The organism is Vibrio sp. NH-7, from assembly GCF_053643215.1.
Genome location: NZ_CM132188.1, coordinates 705585 through 726917, shown reverse-complemented (window position 1 = coordinate 726917; position 21333 = coordinate 705585). Strand labels below are relative to the sequence as shown.

The following is a 21333-nucleotide window of genomic DNA, read 5'->3' as shown; positions in this document are numbered from 1 at the left end:
ATGTCACTTAACGAAGTGCACATTTCTAGCCTAGTCGTACACTGCGCGCCAGAGCACCTTAGCCAGGTGAAGTCACAAATCGAGCAGAACGACAACGCAGAGATTTATGGTGATAGCCCTGAAGGGAAAATCGTGGTGGTGTTGGAGACCGAAAATCAAGGCTTCATCACCGATACCATTGAGACCATAAACAACCTACCTAACGTATTGAGCACCGCCCTCGTCTACCACCAGATCGAAACTGGGTTAGAAGACGAAGACACGGACAATAACAACACTGGAACCAACTATTCCCAAATCGAGGGTGAAGTATGAAGATGACAAGACGCGCGTTTGTGAAAGCAAACGCAGCAGCATCAGCCGCCGCTGTCGCAGGTATCACTCTACCAGCATCAGCGACCAATCTGATCGCAAGCAAAGACCAAACAAAAATTACGTGGGACAAAGCACCTTGTCGCTTCTGTGGTACAGGCTGTTCAGTTCTTGTTGGCACTCAAAACGGTAAAGTGGTCGCAACACAAGGTGACCCTGAAGCGCCAGTAAACAAGGGTCTTAACTGTATTAAGGGTTACTTCCTTTCAAAAATCATGTACGGGCAAGACCGTTTGACTCAGCCCCTTCTTCGTATGAAAAATGGCAAGTACGACAAAGAAGGTGAATTCACGCCGGTTTCTTGGGATGTCGCTTTTGACACTATGGCCGAGAAATGGAAAGAAGCGCTGAAAAAGCAAGGTCCTTCAGGTGTAGGCATGTTTGGCTCTGGCCAATGGACAGTCATGGAAGGTTATGCGGCCGCTAAAATGATGAAAGCAGGTTTCCGTTCAAACAACATCGACCCTAACGCTCGCCACTGTATGGCATCTGCGGTAGGTGCTTTCATGCGTACGTTTGGTATCGATGAGCCGATGGGTTGTTATGATGACTTCGAAGCTGCCGATTCTTTCGTGCTTTGGGGTTCAAACATGGCAGAAATGCACCCTGTCTTGTGGACACGTATTACAGATCGCCGCCTCAGCCATCCACACGTTAAAGTCAATGTTCTATCGACTTACTACCACCGCTCTTTTGAATTGGCAGACGAAGGCTACATTTTCAAGCCACAAACAGACTTGGTCATTGCTAACTACATTGCCAATTACATCATTGAAAAAGATGCCGTTAACTGGGATTTCGTTAATAAGCATACCAACTTCAAGCAAACTGCAACGGACATCGGCTACGGCTTGCGTGACGATGATCCTCTACAAAAAGCGGCAGCAAATCCTAACTCAGGTAAGCTATCTTCAATCACTTTTGAAGAGTACAAAAAGTCCGTTGCGCCATATACGCTCGAAAAATCAGCTGAGATGTCAGGCGTATCAGAGGAAAAACTACTTGAGCTCGCGAAGCAGTATGCCGATCCAAACACCAAGGTGATGTCACTTTGGACTATGGGTACCAACCAGCACACTCGCGGCGTTTGGGTGAACAGCTTGATTTATAACCTGCACCTTTTGACGGGTAAGATTTCTACTCCAGGTAACAGCCCATTCTCGTTAACAGGTCAACCGTCGGCATGTGGTACCGCTCGTGAGGTAGGCACCTTTGCGCACCGTCTACCTGCCGATATGGTCGTCGCGAACCCTAAACACCGTAAAGTAGCAGAGAAGATCTGGAATATCCCTGATGGTGTCATTCCGCCAAAACCGGGCTACCACGCAGTCCTTCAAGACCGCATGCTTAAAGACGGCAAGCTAAACGCATACTGGGTTATGTGTAACAACAACATGCAAGCGGGTCCAAATATTAATGGTGAGCGTCTGCCTGGTTACCGCAATCCAGAAAACTTTATCGTCTGTTCTGACCCATACCCAACAGCGACCGCACAAGCTGCCGACCTTGTTCTTCCAACAGCCATGTGGATCGAAAAAGAAGGTGCCTACGGTAATGCTGAGCGCCGCACTCAAGCATGGTATCAACAAGTGGGTACTGTCGGTGAGGCGAAATCTGACTTGTGGCAAGTGATGGAATTCTCGAAGCGCTTCAAAATGGAAGAAGTTTGGACCGAAGAACAACTAGCGGCAGCGCCTCAATACCGTGGTAAAACCATGTATGACATGCTGTTTGCTAACGGCGTAGTCAATAAGTTCCCTATCGAGGAATCTCGCGAGTTAAACGACGACGCTCATCACTTCGGTTACTACGTGCAAAAAGGTCTATTTGAAGAGTACGCAACGTTCGGACGAGGTAAAGCTCATGACTTAGCGCCTTACGACGTATATCACCAAGTTCGTGGCCTTCGTTGGCCAGTGGTTGATGGTAAGGAAACGCTTTGGCGCTACAAAGAAGGCTCAGATCCGTATGCGAAACCAGGCAGCGGTTGGGACTTCTACGGTAAACCCGATGGTAAAGCGTTTATTATCTCTGCACCATACGAAGCGCCACCAGAATCGCCGGATTCTGAATATGATATGTGGCTATGTACTGGCCGTGTTCTTGAACATTGGCACACTGGCACCATGACACGTCGCGTTCCAGAACTCTACAAAGCGGTTCCAGATGCAGTGTGTTACATGCACCCAGCTGATGCGAAAAAACGTGGCGTTCGCCGTGGTGAAGAAGTACTGATTGCAAACAAACGTGGTGAAGTTCGTGTTCGCGTTGAAACACGTGGTCGTAACCGTCCACCTGAAGGCTTGGTATTCGTACCATTCTTTGATGCTCGCATCTTGATCAACAAACTGATCCTAGACGCTACTGACCCGCTGTCTAAACAGACAGACTTTAAGAAGTGTCCAGTTAAGATCACCAAGATCGCTTAATTATCAGAGCTTGGCTGCCTAACTATTGGCAGCCACATCTAAGAATTTAGCCATTAGGCGGAGATAAAATAATGAAAAAATTTCTGATTGCACTGTTATCTGTGGGCGCACTTGTGAGCGGTGTTGCGGTAGCAGAACTTGATAACCCAGGTGGTATCGGCGGTTTGGAGTCGCTACGTGGAGCGAGCGAGCTTGAATCAACGCGTCCTGCGGATGAGTTTAAAAAGTATCCAAAGGAGCAAGTTCTCGACAGCAGCTTTGTCTATCAACCACCGTTGATCCCTCATAGTATTCGTAACTATGAAGTGTCTCTCAATGCCAACAAGTGTCTTGCCTGCCACAGCTGGAAAAATGCCAAAGAGATGGGCGCAACAAAAATCAGTGTAACGCACTACGTGAACCGCGAAGATGCGGTGCTGGCAGACATGTCTCCTCGTCGTTACTTCTGTCTACAATGTCACGTTCCTCAAGCGAATGCTCAGCCATTGATTGGGAACGAATTCAAAAGCGTAGACTCGCTTAAATAAGCGGTTCGTGAGTAATTAAGAGGCTGCATATGAAAATACTAAAAGCGTTTTGGAAGAGACTGACGAGCCCAAGCAAAGCTGCCGTAGGTGTGGTTTTGTTTATGGGATTCGCTGGTGGCCTTCTATTTTGGGGCGCATTCAATACCGGTATGGAAGCAACCAACACCGAAGAGTTCTGTTCGGGCTGTCACGCACCGATTGTTGCGGAAATACAAGAAACCATTCACTACTCCAACCGCTCTGGTGTTAGAGCAATCTGTTCTGACTGTCACGTACCACACGAATGGACGGATAAGATTGTACGTAAAGTTCAGGCATCAAAAGAGCTGTATGCTCATTTCATTGCCAAAACGATCGATACGCCGGAGAAATTTCAAGAGCGCCGCGCTCATCTAGCTGAACGCGAATGGGCTCGATTGAAGAAAAATGACTCGTTGGAATGCCGTAACTGTCATGAGTTCGAATACATGGACTTCTCAGAGCAAGGTTCTCGTAGTGCCAAACAACACTCTACTGCCCTAGCATCTGGCGAAAAGACATGTGTAGATTGCCACAAAGGTATCGCACACAAACTGCCAGACATGCATGGTGTTGAAGGCTGGCAATAAGGAGACAGACAATGAGTACATTAGAATCCGTTATCTGGCACATCCTCGGTTATGGAGCAATGCCTTTCATCATCTTATCTGGCTTCGCGGTCGTCGCTGCAATCTCTATATGGCTACTATCGCTTGGCAAAGATAAGGAAGTCGATTGATTAAGACTTCCTGACGCTGACACAATTTTTGCCTATTTTGTATCACGCGTAAAAAAGCCACCGCAGTTGCGGTGGCTTTCTTGTAACTAAAGCAAAATCAGACTTCCGGATAGCCTTGCGGGTTGTTTGATTGCCAGCGCCACGTATCAGAGGTCATTTCCTCTAATGAGCGGGTTGCTTTCCAGTCCAACTCTTTCATCGCTTTCGCTGGATCTGCCCAACATTCTGCAATGTCACCTGGTCGACGTTCAACAATCTTATAAGGTACTGGTTTGCCTGACGCTTGTTCAAACGCTTTTACCATCTCCAGTACACTTGACCCATTGCCAGTACCCAAGTTGTAAATGTGTAGACCTGACTTATCACCCACTTTTTGTAGCGCGGCAATATGACCATCGGAGAGATCCATGACATGGATGTAGTCACGCACGCCTGTGCCATCTACGGTTGGATAATCATTACCAAATACTGATAAGTACTCGCGACGACCGACCGCGACTTGTGAAACAAACGGCATCAAATTATTCGGAATGCCTTGCGGGTCCTCGCCCAACTCACCAGTAGGGTGTGAACCGACAGGGTTAAAGTAACGAAGTAGAGTAATACTCCAATCTGGATTTGCTTTTTGAAAATCCGTTAAACACTCTTCCACCATCAGTTTACTGCGGCCGTAAGGGTTCGTTGCGCTAGTTGGGAAATCTTCCGTAATTGGCACAGAAGCAGGATCGCCATAAACCGTCGCTGAAGAGGAAAATACCAAGGTTTTCACGCCCACTTCACGCATCGCATCGACCAAGACCAGCGTACCATTTACGTTGTTGTCATAGTACTCAAGTGGCTTTTCAACCGACTCGCCCACCGCTTTTAAACCCGCAAAGTGAATCACTGCTTGAATGTTGTGTTGCTTAAGCACCTCAACTAAAAGCGCTTTGTCTCGAATATCGCCTTGGATAAACTCAGGTTTTACCCCTGACACTTTCTCAATACGCTCAAGTACAGAAGACTTACTGTTGTACAAGTTGTCGAAAAGAACGGGAGTCATACCCGCGTCAATCATTTGAATCGAAGTATGACTGCCAATGTAGCCCATACCGCCGGTAACCAAGACGTTCATGCTTATAACCTTTTGAATAATTTGGCGTAAATGTTATCGGACTTGAAAACGAAAATACAGCTCAAACTTGAGACTTAATTTCATTCGGTTTCGCTCAATACAAATTGTCCTTTGCCCAAACTTTTCGCCTGATACATGGCGGTATCCGCCGCTCGAATTAACTGATCCATTGGGATATCGCGCTGCTCAATATAGTGAACACCGATACTCACACCTACATTGAGCACTCGCCCACGATAGACAATATCCTGTTTAATCAGTGAAATGAGACGCTGCGCCAACACAGTGATACTGCTGCGGTCGGTTGACGTCAGGAGTACCACGAACTCATCACCAGATAAACGGGCGACTAAGTCCTGACTTCTCACTTGAGACAGTAAACGTTCAGCCACCTGCTTTAACACCTCATCACCCGCGTCGTGGCCATAAGTGTCATTCACTTGTTTAAAACCATCAAGATCGAGATAAAGTAGTGCTAAGCCATTTTTAGCCTCACGTTCATCTTTCAAAGAATCATCTAAGACACGATACAAATGAGCGCGGTTTGCTAGTCCTGTCAGAGAGTCGTGGTGAGCAAGATATTCTAAGCGTTCCATTTCTTTTACGCTGGAAAGATCGGACAAGATGTACACATAATCACAACGCGATTCGTCCTCGCTGTTGTAGATACAAGAGACCTTTACGAACATTGGTACATTATGACCAAATAAGTGTTTTTCCCAGATTTCACCCTGCCATTGACCATACTGCATCACCGATTCTTTAATTGTTGGCATAAGCGAACGGAACTGTTGCCATTCTAACGTTTCTTCAGGCTTCTTACCCAACAGCGCTTCTTGAGTGTAACCCAGTAATCGGGTCACCGATGGGTTGACCATGGTGATAACGTCATCTTGATCCGTGACCATTAAACCATCCTGGCTGTTCTCAAACACACCCGCTGCTAAACGTTGGCGACTGAGCGCTGCGTCCACTTCGGTAATATCTTGAATGGCGAACAGTATCTGCCCCGCTTTTGTCAGCTTGGTACAGCTGATTTGTAGCAATTGATACTGCTTAAACACATCTCGAATCCAGATTTTCCGATCGGTAAATTCCAGCCCGCGATAAATAGCCTCTCGTACGACGTTTGACTCTTCACTTTCAACCAGATCTTCTAGGTTTGCGCCCTTTAGAAAAGCGCTCGTGCATCGAAATACACTGCACGTTGCGCCATTAAAATGCACGATTTCGCCTTTATTGTTGACGACCACTAACGCATGTTTGACCGTCTCAACAACTTCATTAGCAAATGATTTCTCTTCTTCTAGCTTATCTAAAGTGTAGGCAACTTGTTGTTCACGTTGGCTAAGTCTATCGAGCATGGTGTTGAACGCTCGAACCAAATCACCAATTTCATCATTGGCGGCTGGCGCGACATTGAAGTCTCGCTGCTTGCGGTTAATAAACGCATTCATGGCTAAGTTCAAGTTATAAACCGGCCCCACAATGAACTTATCAACCGTCATGTAAAGGACGATCCCCGAGCAGATCAGAAACACTAAGAATACGAATCCGTTACTTAATGCGGAGTTATATAAGGATTGGAAAGAAGCTTTAGATACAATAATTCGTAATTGAGCAATGGTTTCCCCTTCCATATCAACGGGAATCAAAATGAAGATGTACTCGTCACCGATAGCAAACGTCTGTTCACGAATTTGAGTACGCTCTTTTTCATTGGGAACAGGAGCAGCGCTTCCTTCACGCTCGTACATGGCAAACAACTGTCCGTTTGCGGTATACAGTTTAACCCTGACAATCTCTTCGTCAGCGGAAAACGCGTCTAGAACTTGATTGGCGCTGTAGCTATCGTTGAACAAAATTGCCGCTTGAAGGTTATACGCCACCCCTTTTGCAAGTACGCTAACACGATCAATCAAATTATCCTTTTGAGTTTCAAAAGCACTGTAAAGTGCATACCCTTGTGAAGAGAAGAAAATAAGGCCAGTGAAGATCACGATCGGCAGAATAAGCTTGGTTTTCAGCGACATATTGTGGAGAAGTTTCATTGCTTACCTCCAACAATTTCAGCGACTCTTAAAAAGTTAGCCGACAGCGTGTATTCACCGACGTTTTCTAAATTCACTCTTGGCTTAATTCGTCCACCTAGCGTGCTAAGTTCAACCACCCCTCCAAGCTCAGTAAAACTTTGAATATCGCTGATTGAAATCGTGCGGTTAGGGTTCAGTTTAATCAGGTCTAAGCTTTCTTTTTTGGTGATGTATAAAACGTCACACCCCGAGTTAGAAATATGCAGCGGTTTATTTCGAATCAACTTATCTTTCGTTATATCCGTCAGTATGTCACGCACTTCCTCATCATCAGGAGCGCAAATACTGATTTCGTTCATCTGCTCGTCCGCGCCCCAAAACACAAAGCTGGCAATACGATAGATGTATACAGCTTTAACCTGCTCTGGGGTAAATTTGGCGTTTGCCAGAGGAGAAACAAAGGCGGCAGCGAGGCAGGCAGTGGTCACCCAACGTCTAAAATTCATGGGATAGCCTCACATAAGCCAGTTGCTCATTTGGATAGAGGCTCCAAGAATCGTAGATTTCGTTGGCAAACATCTTTTGCACCACCAGCTCGACAAGCGGAGCGCTGTCGTTTTTACGCCAGCCCAAACGGGTATCCAAGTTCACATGAGGCGTGACATCATCCAGCGTTACACGGCCGGGTATGTCGTAATCAGCCCTCATTTCGTCAGTGTAACGGGTATTGTTATACTTCAGGGCGAAATCCCATTGCCAATTCTTGTTAATCGACCACAAGGTTTGCAAGGTGGCAAGATGTTGGCTAGGTAGTGACAGCGAACTTTCATTGCCACCGTTCGAATAGGTTCCTTTGTCCCAATCGGCGTCAACACGCAGATAACTGTAGGTGGCATAGAAGCTCAAATTGTCCGCCGCTTGATAATGCGCAGCGAGCTCTATACCCGAGGTTGTCGCTTGATAATCATCTGAGACAAAGCAAAACCAAAGATGTTCGTACCCTTGATAGACCAGAGAATCAAAGCAGTCATTACCGCGAATGTTGTCGTAGCGGCTGTAAAAAACCATGCCATCCAACTCAACACGCTCTGACGGCATATAGCGATATCCTAGCTCCCCCGTCCACACTGACTCATTCTTTAGCTTTTCATTTGGCAATGTCAGGTAAGTGGAGCCATACGGAGTGCCGCCGTACCATTCAATGTAGGATTGTTGATAAATGGAGTTTGAGTCCATATAAGACGGTGTGACAACCGCTCTGCCGATGCCTGTCCAAAAACGGTGCGCATCGCTAGGTGTGTAAAGCAACCTAAGTTGTGGTGACAGCTCAAAAGTTTTGTTCTGCTCAAAATATTCGCCTTTTACACCAATAACACTGCTCAACTGGTCAGAGATTTGGTAAGTGGACTGGGCGAAAACGTTCGCAATGTAGTCATTGGCTTTATCGATGTCGTAACTACGAGAGTAACCTGTGAGTGTGAACAAATCGGCATCTTGCCAGCTTTCCGTAAACCTTAAGCCAACATAACGTAAGCCGATTCCTGCGATAAGATCATGTTTGGCGCTCAAAGCTGTCGAGTAGTTAGATTCGAGATCCACAGTCGTGTATTCACCAGGCGCATCGGGGGATTCATCTTTTACGTGATCAACCCAAAAGCTAGTATTAATCAAACTCGATGAATCTAACTGCTTTTGATGATTGAGCTGAACATAGGCGCTATCCACTTGGATACGCTCGTTATCAAACGTAATGGTAACGGGCTGGTTGTACGGATCATTTCTATCGTAGGCGACAGTCCAAACCTCGGCATCATGCGCAAGTTTGGTGCCGCCCACTCTAAATTGCCAAGAGGAATCGGTCAGTTTCCGACTCACTTCTATCCCCGCCGTGTCCGTTTTCCACTTAGACGCTGAATTATTCAAATAGCTTGGGTTGCTTTTGGACTTATAAAACGCGCGCGCGTACAAATCTTCATCCAATTTCAAGCCATGACGGAGCGAATAATCATAAGCATTGTACCGACCCGCTGTTCCGGTCATGTAGGTGCCTTGAGTATCTTGAGCAGATTTGGTGATGATGTTAACAACGCCATTCGCCGCATTACCGCCCCAGATCGCTCCACTCGCGCCTCTGATCACTTCGATACGCTCGATGTCTGCCAAAATATAGTCGAGAGCACTCCAGTACACGCCACCATAGACTGGGCTATAGACACTTCGCCCATCCACCATGACCAGCATTTTGTTGTACAAGCCATCATGAAAGCCCCGTGATGAAACGTGATAGGTGTTTTCGTTCCATTTAGTGACGTACATACCGGGAACCAGAGCAAGAGCTTCTTGGATATTGGTCGCCCCACTACGTTGAATTCGTTCACTTGATAACACGTAGACAGACGCAGGGACATCTGACACTTTCTGTGAGAATTTAGAGGCAGTTTCGACAGCGACATCCAACATCGACAACTCTTCTAAACTCATTGACATAAGTTCGTCCAAATTGTCATCTGCGAATACGGCGCATCCTGCGAGAGAGAGAGAAGTAAAAAGAATCGAGCGCTTGTACATCTAGGTTCCTTGCTATATTAGCAGTCTATATTATTCCACTTATCAGTAAAGATTCATATTTAGAAGCCTATGTTTTTGCTAAGTTGTTGATCAAATAATGAAACTGATCACTGTTTCAAGTATAGAATTGAAACAAGGTGGTAGGAGCAATTTCGGAGAGCTTATTTGCAATGAACAAAACGAACATTAAATTAAATTGCGACATGGGTGAAAGCTATGGTCAGTGGACAATGGGGTGTGATGAGCTCGCCATGCCCCATATTGATCAAGCAAGCATTGCCTGCGGGTTTCACGCATCTGACCCGATGATCATGAATTCGACGGTGAAACTGGCTATTAATCACAATGTTGCAATCGGTGCGCACCCAAGTTACCCAGACATACAAGGGTTTGGCCGCAGAAGCATGACGCTCTCGAAAAACGAGATTTCCAATATGGTGATCTATCAAGTCGGCGCGCTAAAAGCGATCTGTGAAAGTGAAAATACCACCCTTCACTATGTCAAACCGCACGGTGCGCTTTACAACGATATGCTTAAAAATACCAGTGTATTTGAAGCGGTTGTTGATGCTGTCTCTTGCTTTAACGTGCCCTTAATGACGTTAGCCACTCAAGATAATCAAGACCGACTCGACATTGCTGATGATTATGATGTCCCTCTTTTGTTCGAAACGTTTGCCGACCGACGGTATTTATCCAACGGGCATTTAGCACCTCGCTCTATGGCTGGCGCCGTTATACACGATGAGCAAGCGATCTTAGACCAAGTGACGCAGATAGTCCGATACGGAAAAGTAAGAACATTGGACGGTTACACGTTATCTATTGATGCGGATACCATTTGTGTCCACGGGGACAATTTAGACGCGGTGCAAATGATTGAAAAAATACGTAAAGTGATAGATTCGGAGGAAGGATAGTGAAAATAGAAACATCCGTCGACCCTGTGGCTGAATGCTCTGTTTTGGTCAAATTTGAGGCCGAGCCAAGCCCTGAGCTCTCTTGGGTCATTGGCGAGATCAGCCTGTATTTACGCAACCAACTGGGGGCGTGGGTAATGAACGTAACCCCTTCGTTTAACACCATATTAATTGACTACCTGCCGCACCGAATTTCGATCTTCGAGTTTATTCCCTATTTAGAAAAAATTGTCACCGAGTCTCTCCTTCATTTGCCTGAAAAACCCGAACCTAAAATCATAGAACTTCCGGTCTACTATCACCCCGACGTCGCTCCCGACCTTAACGCCTACTTAAGTAGTGGACTTAGCTTAGAAGAGATCATCTCGCTGCATTCATCTGTCGAGTACAGCGTTGGTGCTATTGGGTTTACCGCAGGTTTCGCATTCCTAACCACGGTTGATCCAAAGCTACAAAGGCCGAGGCGGGAAAAACCGAGGGTCAATGTAGCAAAAGGCAGCGTAGCCATTGCCAATAATCAAACCGCTATCTATCCAACCCAAAGTCCGGGTGGCTGGAACATTATCGGCAATTGTCCAATTGACTTATATGACCCACAAAGTGCGTCGATTCTTCCGATTTCGATTGGCAATAGTGTTCGATTCAAACCCATTAGCCGTGAAGAGTTTTTTAGCTTAGGTGGCAAAGTGCAACAGGAGTGGACATGAACGTACAAGAATCCATCACGGTAATAAAGCCCGGACAGCAAACACTGATTCAAGATTTTGGCCGATTTGGTCTTGCGCATTTCGGTATTGCTCAAGGCGGACCACTTGATGACTACGCGTATAGTTGGGCTAATCATCTTCTTGGTAACACTGTAAACGCGGCAACATTGGAAATAACCTTAGGCCAAGCCGAGTTCGAAATTAACCACCGCTGTGAGATGGCGATTGCTGGCGGTGACTTGAACGCGCAATTGGACGGAATCCCCCTAACCAACTGGTCGACATTCGATGCTAAGCCCGGACAACGCCTAACATTTGGGCTGCCTAAAAATGGGTTACGCAGTTATCTTGCGGTTAAAAACGGTTTCGTTGTCGACACGCAACTTGGCAGCTGCGCGAGTGTTCATCGTGACAAACTTGGCGGGCTAATCAATGGAGCGCCTCTCAAAGCAGGCGATGTACTGGGTATCGTGCCTCATTTAGTGTCAACCAAACCGATCCAAATGACATTTCGCTATAAACCTGATTACGACAGAACGCTTGAACTTCGCGTCATCGAAGGCTATCAAGTCAGTGAGTTTTCTACTGATCAAGTCGAGCTGTTTTTCCAACAGGAGTTTGAAGTAAGCCAATTGATCGATCGGATGGGCTACAGACTGACCAGCGGACGCATCCAACCTCCGAATAAAGAGTACCTAAGCGAAGGCATTGCGCTCGGCGCAATTCAAGTTCCACCCAATGGAGAGCCCATCATATTGATGAACGATCGACAAACCATTGGTGGCTACCCAAAACTCGGTTGTGTTGCGCGCATCGATCTTCCGCGTCTAGCGCAAGCTAAACCGGGTCAAAAAGTTCGTTTTGTGAGAGGCGACTTACTTGGGTTGCAAGATGTATGGAGCCAATGGGCAAGGTATTTTGGGTACTGAGACGGTGGCAGTTTTCATAAAAAATGGGCGTCACACGCCCATTTTTTTATTGTCCGTAATACTCTGCTAACTCTTCAGGATAGTCTCGACTTGAGGCTAAATATTTCGCTCGCTCTTCAACCTGTTCATAAGCTAATGACATACTAATAGGATGCAGCTCCTCAATCGATTGATCGCGGTAGTCGTATAGATGCCAATGCTCAACCAGTTTGGTTACAGCCTCGAGTGCCGATGAGCCTTTCACAACCTCTAAACGCGCGTAATCGTTGCCAGCAAAAGTCACATCAGCGGCGCGTAACGTTTCGTCATTACCAGGGATTTGCTGAGCGCCGAACAAAGGCGTTCCGAACTCAACCGCAGATTGGTATTTTGGAACAAACCGCGCCATATGGTTAATCGCTCGTCGAGAGCGCTCAATAACAACATCTTCATTCCAACCTTCGATGATCTTTTTACGTAGACGCATTGGCAGTTGTGGCTGCGAGGATTGGGCATCAGATGAGACCAAACCATCTTCAAACAAGGTAATGTCTTTGGTCATGCCATGAAGTTGAAACACACCATTTGGGTATGGGGTTAGCTGCGCCATACCATTAGGTGTACCGCGAGGGCCATGGAAGATCACCTCCGGCCACAATTCATCGCTCTGGTTCCATTTCGTTACGTATGCGGCTTTAAACTCCACCAAGCGGTTTCTCGGTTTATCCGCTAAATCATCAATGTGCCCGGTCTCGTAACCACACGCATTCACTAAATAGTCAGCTTTGACTTGGACACTTCGCCCAGAGCCATCGGTACAGTGCACTGTCCACCCTTCATCATGGGTAAGGTCAGTGACATAAGTGTCGAGCATTAAGTTACAGTTTTCGCTTTGCTCCAATGCCAATGTCGCAGATGCAGCAATACGAAAAACGCTCCACCCCGGCTCTTGGACCATGACCACAGGAAAACGTAGCGAATCGAGATCAGCATCTTTAGCAAATGGAATCATCCAATCGTCGAAGCTGGAGGGTTCACTTGCCTGAGTACGGTTTGCTAGCGTCTCAAGCTCTTCACGGCTATAGAAACGGTAATAGTCTTCCGGCTCACCCAGTACTTTGTTTCGCTCATCTTCATTTACCAACTCTTGGTAGGCTTTTTGGATGAACAACAAACGCTCGTAAAGCTCTTCAGGCGTTCCGCCATCGGCATAAGGGACAGCGATAATAGTCGGCCGGTTGTTGATCGTATGTGGATACAAGCGTGCTGTGTCCACCGATTGCTTGAGAAGCTCTAGGCATTGCTGCGTCGATATTTCTCGATAGAGGTTTCCACCTGCGTGTAGATGACAAATTGGAGGACCATAAACCAGCCCTGGTTTCTTTTCGATAAGAGTGACTTTGATTCCTAGCTCAGATAAGTGTAAGGCAGCGGTTGCGCCCGCAATGCCACCACCAATAACTGCAACGGAAGATGCACTGGTTTGAAGTTGTTTTGACTGCATTCGTATGGTTAATCCATTCATTCTGAGTGCATTTTACTGTTTACGTGACAAGAAGAAAAACACAATTTTTGCAAGGAAAATTAATGACATTTTAACGACAAAAAAATGAAAAAAATGCTTGACTCAATATCTGTGAATTTCTCAATTATCGATTGTGTGAATAACAAAACTTCGCCACGCTTTACCCCTACAAGGGCTACGACAATTTTGAAGTTATCTACAGGCTGACTTATCCCAAACTTTATCCACTGATTTTGTGGATAAGTGGAAAAGTCAGCCAAGCCTAAGTTAGCTAAACGCTTTATTTATAGGGGTTAGTAGACGTTTTATCATACTGTTAACAACCAATGCTAAAGTAAAGAAAGTTACCACAGGGAGCGCTGCCCAAAGCACCAAATGCAGGTTTGGCTCAAGCTCGAAACCAAACTTCATCAGAGCGCCAACAACCAGTTCCGCTCCGATGGCAGCGATAAATCCTGCGACCAAGGACATGATTCCGTATTCCGCCCATATGGTACGCACGACACGTTTTTTACTTGCTCCTAGAGTGCGATAAAGCTGAATTTCGCTCTGCCGCTGCCCTAGGCTCAAGCGTAACAAGGTGAAGATCAACATCACGCCTGAAACCACTCCTAGTGCTGCTAAAACAGTAATCGACCACACGATTTGCTCCAGCAGACCTTGGATCTTGGCTCCCATACTCCTGATATCCATTAGGCTTACCGTTGGATGATTACGAGATAACTGGTTGATCAGATCATTATGTCTGTCTTCAAGTCTAAAACTGACCAAATAGGTCGCGGGAATAGACTGCAGGACATCAGGTGAGAATATGAAATAAAAGTTCGGTTTCATGTCTCGCCATTCGACATGACGAATCGAGTTTACTTTGGCTGTGACTGTTTGACTGTTGATAACAAAGCCAAGCTCATCGCCGATTTCTAAGCCGAGATCCTGAGCAACATCGGCTTCAACCGAGACGCCATTCGCGTCGGTCCACTCCCCTTCGAGCACGTCGTTGTGCTCTGGAATACCATCATCAAACGTGAAATTGATCTCTCGTCTCAATGCGTCGGTACCTTCGCCCCCTTGCGCATACTCTTTTGCATCTGCACCATTGATTGTTGATAAACGACCGCGAATAATTGGGTAGTCTTCAGAACGGTCAATCTGATTGCTATCGAGCACCTCCAGATACGCGTCCTTTTCATACGGAGCTATATTGAGGGCAAACGCATTTGGCGCATCAGCAGGTAATGTACGCTGCCAATCAGTCAATAGGTCTGTTCTTATCAGCCACATGACTGCTAACAACATCAAAGATAGCGCCAACGCGCCAAACTGAATCCCTGTCGACATGGCAGAACGATTAATTCGGCTCAACGCGAGACGTACCGATGTCGGCAATGGCATTTTACTCAGTAGCTTAGTCAAGCCGATGCTGAGCAGCGCTAACACGAGGAAAAGCGCAACGATACCGGCTAAGATTATCCAGACTAACGTGTTCTGGTAGTAGACAAACAGCATCGGCAACAATGGCACAGCGATTAACCAGTAGTAAGGTCGACTGCGATTGTAAGCCACATCTGACTGCATCACATTGGCAGCGCTCACTTGAAGTAAACCAAGCAGTGGAATGCCCAACGCAGGCACTGCAATCAGTACGCTGGTAGACACCGCAACAAGCGCGGGTTTAAGACCATAGCTCGGCAATGGGTTGGGCAATAAATCAACCAATGGCACTCTCAGGAGTATTTCTAGTCCAACGCCGATCGCTAACCCAAGTATCGAAGCGCTAATCAATAGAATCGCCACTTGGCTCCACAGCCAGCGCCCAATCCACCCTCTGCTTGCGCCCAAACTTTTGAGCATGGCTATCGTCTTTTTACGGGTTGAGACATAGTGCTGACAGGTAAGCACTAAAGTCGTCGCCGCCATGATGACAACAATCGCCACAGTCAAAGACAAGTACTGTTCAGTGCGTTGAAAGACCTCATTAGTTCGGCTGGCACTGTTTTGATCGCGCCAACGGTCGCTTGGTGTCAGTTCAATTGACGACTTGACGGTCTCTATTTGGCTTTGGTCGCCATTTATGAAGAGGTTAAAGCGAACTCGGCTGCCCAATTGAACGGCGCCCGTTCTTTCCAAATCCGTATTGTGGATAAACGCGGTTGGCATTTGTTGAAACGGGTTAAAACTCAAACCCGGCTCTTCAACCACTCGCCCAGAAACGACAAAATCCGCATCCCCTACCGTGACAGCGTCACCAATAGAAACATCCAGTTGCGCGAATAATCGCTCATCAAGCCAAAGTTCGCCGGGTTGAACGTGATTGAACGTTGATTTGTCGTCTGACAGCACCATCTCACCACGTAACGGAAATGCGCTGTCAACGGACTTCACGGTAATCAACTTCATGCCGCGATCGCTAAATGCCATTGTCGCAAAACGAGTCTGTGATGAAATCGTCAGTTGCTGCTGGTTTACCGCTTCTAAAAGCGGTTGAGGAATGGGATTTGAGGAAGAATAAACGGTATCGGCAGTTAACGCCTCTTTCCCTTGTTTTACAACCACTTGCTCCATGCGCTCGGCAAGTGCGGTAAGGGCAAATATACTCGCGATGATAAGCGTTAGCGCGATTGAAACGGGCCACAGTTGCCCATGTCTGATTTCACTCAAACTCCAACTTAACAGGCGGCGATTGAGTTGTGGTGAGCTGACTTCTGACATGATTATGCCTCCTCAATACGTCCAGCGTGTATTCTCATTCGACGCTGGCAACGCTGGGCGAGTGCCATATCATGGGTAACAAGAACCAGTGTAGTGCCATGTTGCTCGTTAAGCTCGAAAAGCAGCTCTATCACCTTTTCTGCGGTTTGCTGGTCCAGGTTACCTGTAGGTTCATCCGCAAACAGCACCTTGGGCTCAATCATGAAGGCTCTTGCTAAGGCAACACGCTGCTGCTCGCCGCCGGATAGCTGTGCTGGTGAATGGTCCATACGGTGAGCCAAACCAACCGATTCAAGCAATGACTTAGCTCGATCCACGTTTTCCGCTTCACCTTTCAGAAGACACGGCAGAGTCACGTTCTCAAGCGCACTCAAACTCGGAATCAACAAGAAGCTTTGAAACACAAAACCGACCGATTCACTTCGAATTGCCGCGCGAGCTTCATCGTCCAAGGCAGAGAGCTCTTGCCCCATTAACTCCAAAGTACCAGAGGTTGGCGTATCTAAGCCCGCCATCAAGGTCATTAGCGTCGATTTCCCTGCGCCGGAGCTACCGACAATCGCAACACTCTCACCCTCTTTGATATCAAGATTTATCTCTTCAAGGATTGTTAATTGCTCTTGATTAGTAGAGACTGTTTTGGTTATTGAATTTGCTTTAATTACGGATGTTTGCATGTTTCGTTTACTTTCCCTTGCTTTTATTCTTCTGTTTTCGTACTCAGCCAACGCGAGCAAATTGTTGATCTTAGGAGATAGCCTGAGTGCAGGCTATCAAATGCCAATTGAAAAAGCATGGCCTTCTTTATTACCAGATGTGTTACTCGCTAAAGGTCAAAACGTCGACGTCATCAACGGCAGTATCTCTGGAGATACCACCGGCAACGGTATCGCACGCTTGCCTCAACTGCTGTCACAACATCAACCCAACTACGTATTGATAGAGCTTGGGGCTAACGATGGTTTGCGCGGCTTTCCGCCTAACCTTATCCAAAACAACTTAGAGACCCTAATCAGTATGGTCCGTGACGCTGATGCTAAGCCGCTGCTTATGCAAATCCGCGTGTTACCTAATTATGGCAAACGTTATACAGAGGCGTTTGCCGAACTCTACCCAAAAACGGCAGCCAAAACTCAAGTGCCTCTTTTGCCCTTTTTCTTAGAAGGCGTAATCATCAAGCCGGAGTGGATGATGCAAGATGGCCTGCATCCGCAACCAGAAGCGCAACCTTGGATTGCAGAGTTTGTTGCAAAAGAGTTACTTAATCACCTCTAATTGGTCTAGCTCAATAAAATTTACTTAGCTTTACGTTAATCTGGTTCAATCCTCGTTGGAAAAGGACATAACAATGATAATTGAACCTGTTATTAAAGGCGTTGTTGCCAAATCTGCGCATCCTGTTGGGTGTGAGCAAGCGGTTCTCCAACAAATTCAATACGTAAAGCAATCTGAGCCGATCACAAATGGCCCCAAAAGGGTTCTCATTATTGGTGGTTCTTCTGGATTCGGGCTCGCCACACGCATCGCCCTCACCTTCGGTGGAAGCAAAGCCGATACAATCAGTGTCTCATACGAACATGGTCCCTCCTCGAAAGGCGTCGGTTCGGCTGGTTTCTACAATAATATCGCCTTTAAAAAATTCGCCGAAGAGGAAGGTCGCATCGCAGTCAACATTCAAGGTGATGCCTTCTCTGATTCCATCAAAGAACAAGTCATCGAGGCGGTTGAAACCTATTTCGAAGGCGAGGTTGACCTTATCGTCTATAGCGTCGCCAGCGGCGTGCGTCCAAAACCAAACAGCGACGAAATGTGGCGCTCGGCTATCAAACCAATCGGTCAATCGGTATCGGGCGCTAGTATTCTCCTCGAAACCGACACATGGCAGCAAACGACTCTCCCACCAGCCACAGACCAAGAAGTTGACGAAACAATCAAGGTCATGGGCGGCGAAGATTGGGAAGCATGGGTTGATGCGCTAATCAATTCAGAGTCCATCGGTGAAGGATGTAAAACGCTCGCATTCTCTTACATCGGCCCAGAGCAGACCCATCCGATTTACCTAGATGGAACATTAGGCAGGGCAAAAATTGATCTTCACCAAACCAGCCATTCCCTAAACCTTAAGCTTGCCAACTTTAATGGCGGCGCATACGCAACGGTCTGTAAGGCGCTCGTGACAAAAGCCAGTGTGTTTATCCCTGGTTTAACGCCGTACATTCTTGCGCTCTACAAAGTCATGAAACAACGTGGCACCCATGAGGGATGCATTGAGCAAATGCAGCGTCTATTTAGAGACAAAGTCTATTCAACAGGTAAGATTCCTGTCGACTGTGAACGCCTGCTGCGCATGGATGACTGGGAATTAGAGTTTGAGACCCAACGCGAAGTGAATCAATTGGTATCGCAGCTTAACGCCGATAACTTCAAGCAACTCGGTGACTATCAAGGGTTCAAGCAAGAGTTTTTACGGCTCAACGGTTTCTCGTTTGATGACGTTGACTACAGTAAAGAGATCGATCTTGAGTCATGGATAAACAGCGATGCTGACTAGCTCAATCGTCTCATTTTTGAGAAATTATTAATCCCTCCAGCTCGCTGTTTCCAGCGAGCTTTTTTTAGCGGTAATATCGTTAATTCTTATTTTTAGGACAGCGAACGACTCATACCTAAAACGTTTGCTGAATAAAGACTATTATTAAAACAAGAGCACGGATAGCTCACACTCTATTGCCTTTTCCAATATGGATACCGTATGTCAAAAATTAACACTGCCAATGTGAGTATTCCTGATGAGATACTTCAAAGCTGGCAGACCATTGTAAATCTTCTTGCTGACATCATTTCTGTGCCTGCTGCTCTGGTGATGCGTATTCACTCCGATGAAATTGAAGTATTCACTGCCAATAACAACGCGTCTCACCCATATAAACCCGGAGATAAAGAGTCTCTCAATCAAGGGCTCTACTGTGAGACCGTGGTCAACGAAATGCGTATGCTTCATGTACCTAATGCCAACAATGACCCGGCTTGGAAAAACAATCCCGATATGGTGCACGGTCTTATGGCCTACTGCGGGTTGCCGGTGCGTTGGCCAAATGGCGATGTCTTTGGCACCATTTGTGTGCTCGACAACAAAGAAAACAACTTCACACAGACCTATCAAGATTTGCTTACCTCGTTTCGAGACTCTGTCGAATCGCATTTAAAAACGCTGTATCAAAACCATCGCCTAAAACAGCTTAACGACGAGTTAAAATCTCGAGTTCACACCAGAACTCAAGATTTAGTTGATTTGAACTACGAACTGAACGTCGAGATTGATAAACGCCGAGCGGCAGAGCAAAAAATTCGCTACCAGCAACGACACGACATTGGCACCGGATTTTTAAACCGTTCAGCGCTAGAGTTTGAGACTGAGACGCTTCTCAAGTCGATTACCGATAACGTTACGACCGATGTCGCCGTTGTGCATATCGGCTTTGCGAACGGTCGCCGTATCCAATCAAAATATGGCTATTCGGTGTGGGACCATATCTTGGTTCAATTTAGACATCGATTGGGAGATTTAACAAAGTTCAACGTGCTGACGGCAAGACCAACCTCTACCGATTTAGCCTTTCTGTTCGAATCAAAAAACCTCGATGGTGACATTCAAGAATTGTGTAGCCTGTTGATTGACGTGAGTCAGTCTCACTTTGATATTGAGGGAGAAAAACTGCACCTTCACAGTTACATTGGCATCGCAACATCCAAAGATACCTTATGCACCTCCAGCATATTGAAGTTCGCGGTTGAAGCGATGCAGTCTTGCAAGGATTCAGGGCACAAGTTCAGTTTCTATTCGCAAGATATTTCCGATGTGCAGAAAAACATTAACCAGCTTGAGAGCTATCTGTTACAAGCCGTACGCAACGACGACTTGTTGCTGTACTTCCAACCGAAAGTCTCTCCGCATACTCACCAGTGGATTGGTGCAGAGGCGCTGCTGCGTTGGCGCCACCCTATTCTCGGCGATATTTCCAACGAAACATTGATTCATTTAGCGGAACAAAATGGCCTGATTTTCGAAGTGGGCAGTTTTGTTCTTCGCTCCGCAATACAGAAAGCGTCTGAGTGGGTCGACCATGTGCAAGAGTTCAAACTTGGCGTCAATGTGTCTGCGGTACAACTGCAAAGCCCCCAGTTTGTTCATCAGGTAAGAGATTTACTCAACACGTACAAACTCCCTGCCCATTATCTTGAGCTCGAAGTGACCGAAAGTGGTCTTATTGCCGATGAGGTCGTCGCGCGTAACACCCTAACAGCACTGAGCAAACTAGGTGTTACACTGTCACTTGACGACTTTGGTACCGGTTATGCCTCATTCAATTATTTGAAGAAGTTTCCGTTCGATGCGATAAAAATCGACAAAAGCTTTGTCCATCACCTAGATGAGAGTAACGAAGACCAAGAAATCGTTCGCTCGATTATCAACATTGCGAAAAAGCTTGATTTGACGGTGACGGTAGAAGGGATTGAAAACGAAGCTCACGAAGCCTTTATTCTCGAAGAAGAATGCGAGGTTGGTCAGGGCTACCTGTATGGAAAACCGATGCCTTGCGATCTGTTCGAAGCGAGCTTTCTGAAGCAACATTTGACCAATCAAATCGATGACTCTGCTCAGACATCCCTCTGAACAGTCTTGAATTGACGCAAGGCCTGAAAGGTCCAATTTACTCGCAATAGGCGATCTTCACGTATATAATCGCGCCTTTTATTTCTCTA

Annotated in this window: 18 protein-coding genes; 11 read left to right on the top strand and 7 right to left on the bottom strand. The window is 46.5% G+C overall.

Features of this window, described 5'->3' with window-relative positions; genetic code table 11:
* The 5 genes from ACUALS_RS17465 (at window position 1) to ACUALS_RS17445 (ending at window position 4085) form a co-directional block, all read left to right on the top strand.
* Window positions 1–315: a chaperone NapD gene (locus ACUALS_RS17465; RefSeq protein WP_038136794.1), complete on the top strand. Its 315-nt coding sequence runs from the start codon at window positions 1–3 to the stop codon at window positions 313–315.
* Complete coding sequence (gene napA, locus ACUALS_RS17460) at window positions 312–2801, top strand: periplasmic nitrate reductase subunit alpha (protein WP_454449993.1); 2490 nt, start codon at window positions 312–314, stop codon at window positions 2799–2801. The genes ACUALS_RS17465 and napA overlap by 4 nt, the downstream gene beginning before the upstream one ends.
* Window positions 2802–2872: 71 nt before the next feature.
* Window positions 2873–3328, top strand: a complete 456-nt coding sequence (locus tag ACUALS_RS17455) for a nitrate reductase cytochrome c-type subunit (RefSeq protein WP_005473252.1) — start codon at window positions 2873–2875, stop codon at window positions 3326–3328.
* Window positions 3329–3357: 29 nt separating this feature from the next.
* Window positions 3358–3936 carry a NapC/NirT family cytochrome c gene (locus ACUALS_RS17450; RefSeq protein WP_005473261.1) on the top strand — a complete coding sequence of 193 codons (579 nt, stop codon included), beginning with the start codon at window positions 3358–3360 and terminating at the stop codon, window positions 3934–3936.
* An 11-nt stretch (window positions 3937–3947) separates the two neighbouring features.
* A complete protein-coding gene (locus ACUALS_RS17445) occupies window positions 3948–4085 on the top strand; it encodes a TIGR02808 family protein (protein ID WP_005473113.1) in 138 nt (45 codons plus the stop codon).
* A 97-nt stretch (window positions 4086–4182) separates the two neighbouring features.
* On the opposite strand, the gene galE is transcribed toward ACUALS_RS17445, so the two are convergent.
* The 4 genes from galE to ACUALS_RS17425 all read right to left on the bottom strand — a co-directional run bounded on the left by galE (window position 4183) and on the right by ACUALS_RS17425 (window position 9800).
* Window positions 4183–5199 (bottom strand): UDP-glucose 4-epimerase GalE, encoded by a 1017-nt coding sequence (gene galE, locus ACUALS_RS17440; RefSeq protein WP_039624572.1) that lies wholly within the window; start codon window positions 5197–5199, stop codon window positions 4183–4185.
* An 80-nt stretch (window positions 5200–5279) separates the two neighbouring features.
* The gene (locus ACUALS_RS17435) at window positions 5280–7250 is read right to left on the bottom strand and encodes a diguanylate cyclase (RefSeq protein WP_454449992.1); all 1971 of its coding nucleotides are present in this window, start codon (window positions 7248–7250) and stop codon (window positions 5280–5282) included.
* The gene (locus tag ACUALS_RS17430) at window positions 7247–7738 is read right to left on the bottom strand and encodes a YfiR family protein (RefSeq protein WP_038136785.1); all 492 of its coding nucleotides are present in this window, start codon (window positions 7736–7738) and stop codon (window positions 7247–7249) included. Before ACUALS_RS17430 ends, ACUALS_RS17435 begins: the two co-directional genes overlap by 4 nt.
* Complete coding sequence (locus ACUALS_RS17425; protein ID WP_454449991.1) at window positions 7728–9800, bottom strand: TonB-dependent receptor plug domain-containing protein; 2073 nt, start codon at window positions 9798–9800, stop codon at window positions 7728–7730. The genes ACUALS_RS17430 and ACUALS_RS17425 overlap by 11 nt, the downstream gene beginning before the upstream one ends.
* A 170-nt stretch (window positions 9801–9970) precedes the next feature.
* Between ACUALS_RS17425 and ACUALS_RS17420 the strand changes: the two genes are divergently transcribed.
* Genes ACUALS_RS17420 through ACUALS_RS17410 form a run of 3 tightly spaced genes read left to right on the top strand, consistent with a single transcriptional unit; the run spans window position 9971 to window position 12356 of the window.
* Complete coding sequence (locus tag ACUALS_RS17420) at window positions 9971–10720, top strand: 5-oxoprolinase subunit PxpA (RefSeq protein ID WP_038190541.1); 750 nt, start codon at window positions 9971–9973, stop codon at window positions 10718–10720.
* Entirely contained in the window at window positions 10720–11427 is a 708-nt protein-coding gene (locus ACUALS_RS17415) for a 5-oxoprolinase subunit B family protein (protein ID WP_454449990.1), read from the top strand. Before ACUALS_RS17420 ends, ACUALS_RS17415 begins: the two co-directional genes overlap by 1 nt.
* Entirely contained in the window at window positions 11424–12356 is a 933-nt protein-coding gene (locus ACUALS_RS17410; protein WP_038216439.1) for a 5-oxoprolinase subunit C family protein, read from the top strand. The genes ACUALS_RS17415 and ACUALS_RS17410 overlap by 4 nt, the downstream gene beginning before the upstream one ends.
* A gap of 46 nt (window positions 12357–12402) precedes the next feature.
* On the opposite strand, the gene ACUALS_RS17405 is transcribed toward ACUALS_RS17410, so the two are convergent.
* From ACUALS_RS17405 to ACUALS_RS17395, 3 genes are all read right to left on the bottom strand, one after another.
* A complete protein-coding gene (locus tag ACUALS_RS17405; RefSeq protein WP_454449989.1) occupies window positions 12403–13839 on the bottom strand; it encodes an FAD-dependent oxidoreductase in 1437 nt (478 codons plus the stop codon).
* 288 nt (window positions 13840–14127) lie between these two features.
* Entirely contained in the window at window positions 14128–16569 is a 2442-nt protein-coding gene (locus tag ACUALS_RS17400; protein WP_454449988.1) for an ABC transporter permease, read from the bottom strand.
* Between the two features lie 2 nt (window positions 16570–16571).
* The gene (locus tag ACUALS_RS17395) at window positions 16572–17246 is read right to left on the bottom strand and encodes an ABC transporter ATP-binding protein (RefSeq protein ID WP_005473293.1); all 675 of its coding nucleotides are present in this window, start codon (window positions 17244–17246) and stop codon (window positions 16572–16574) included.
* Between ACUALS_RS17395 and tesA the strand changes: the two genes are divergently transcribed.
* From tesA to ACUALS_RS17380, 3 genes are all read left to right on the top strand, one after another.
* Window positions 17245–17844 (top strand): multifunctional acyl-CoA thioesterase I/protease I/lysophospholipase L1, encoded by a 600-nt coding sequence (tesA, locus tag ACUALS_RS17390; protein ID WP_005473191.1) that lies wholly within the window; start codon window positions 17245–17247, stop codon window positions 17842–17844. The two genes, ACUALS_RS17395 and tesA, sit on opposite strands and share 2 nt — an antisense overlap.
* A gap of 73 nt (window positions 17845–17917) precedes the next feature.
* Complete coding sequence (gene fabV / locus ACUALS_RS17385; RefSeq protein WP_454449987.1) at window positions 17918–19120, top strand: enoyl-ACP reductase FabV; 1203 nt, start codon at window positions 17918–17920, stop codon at window positions 19118–19120.
* Window positions 19121–19321: 201 nt separating this feature from the next.
* Window positions 19322–21244 (top strand): sensor domain-containing phosphodiesterase, encoded by a 1923-nt coding sequence (locus tag ACUALS_RS17380; RefSeq protein WP_454449986.1) that lies wholly within the window; start codon window positions 19322–19324, stop codon window positions 21242–21244.
* Window positions 21245–21333 lie beyond the last annotated feature (89 nt).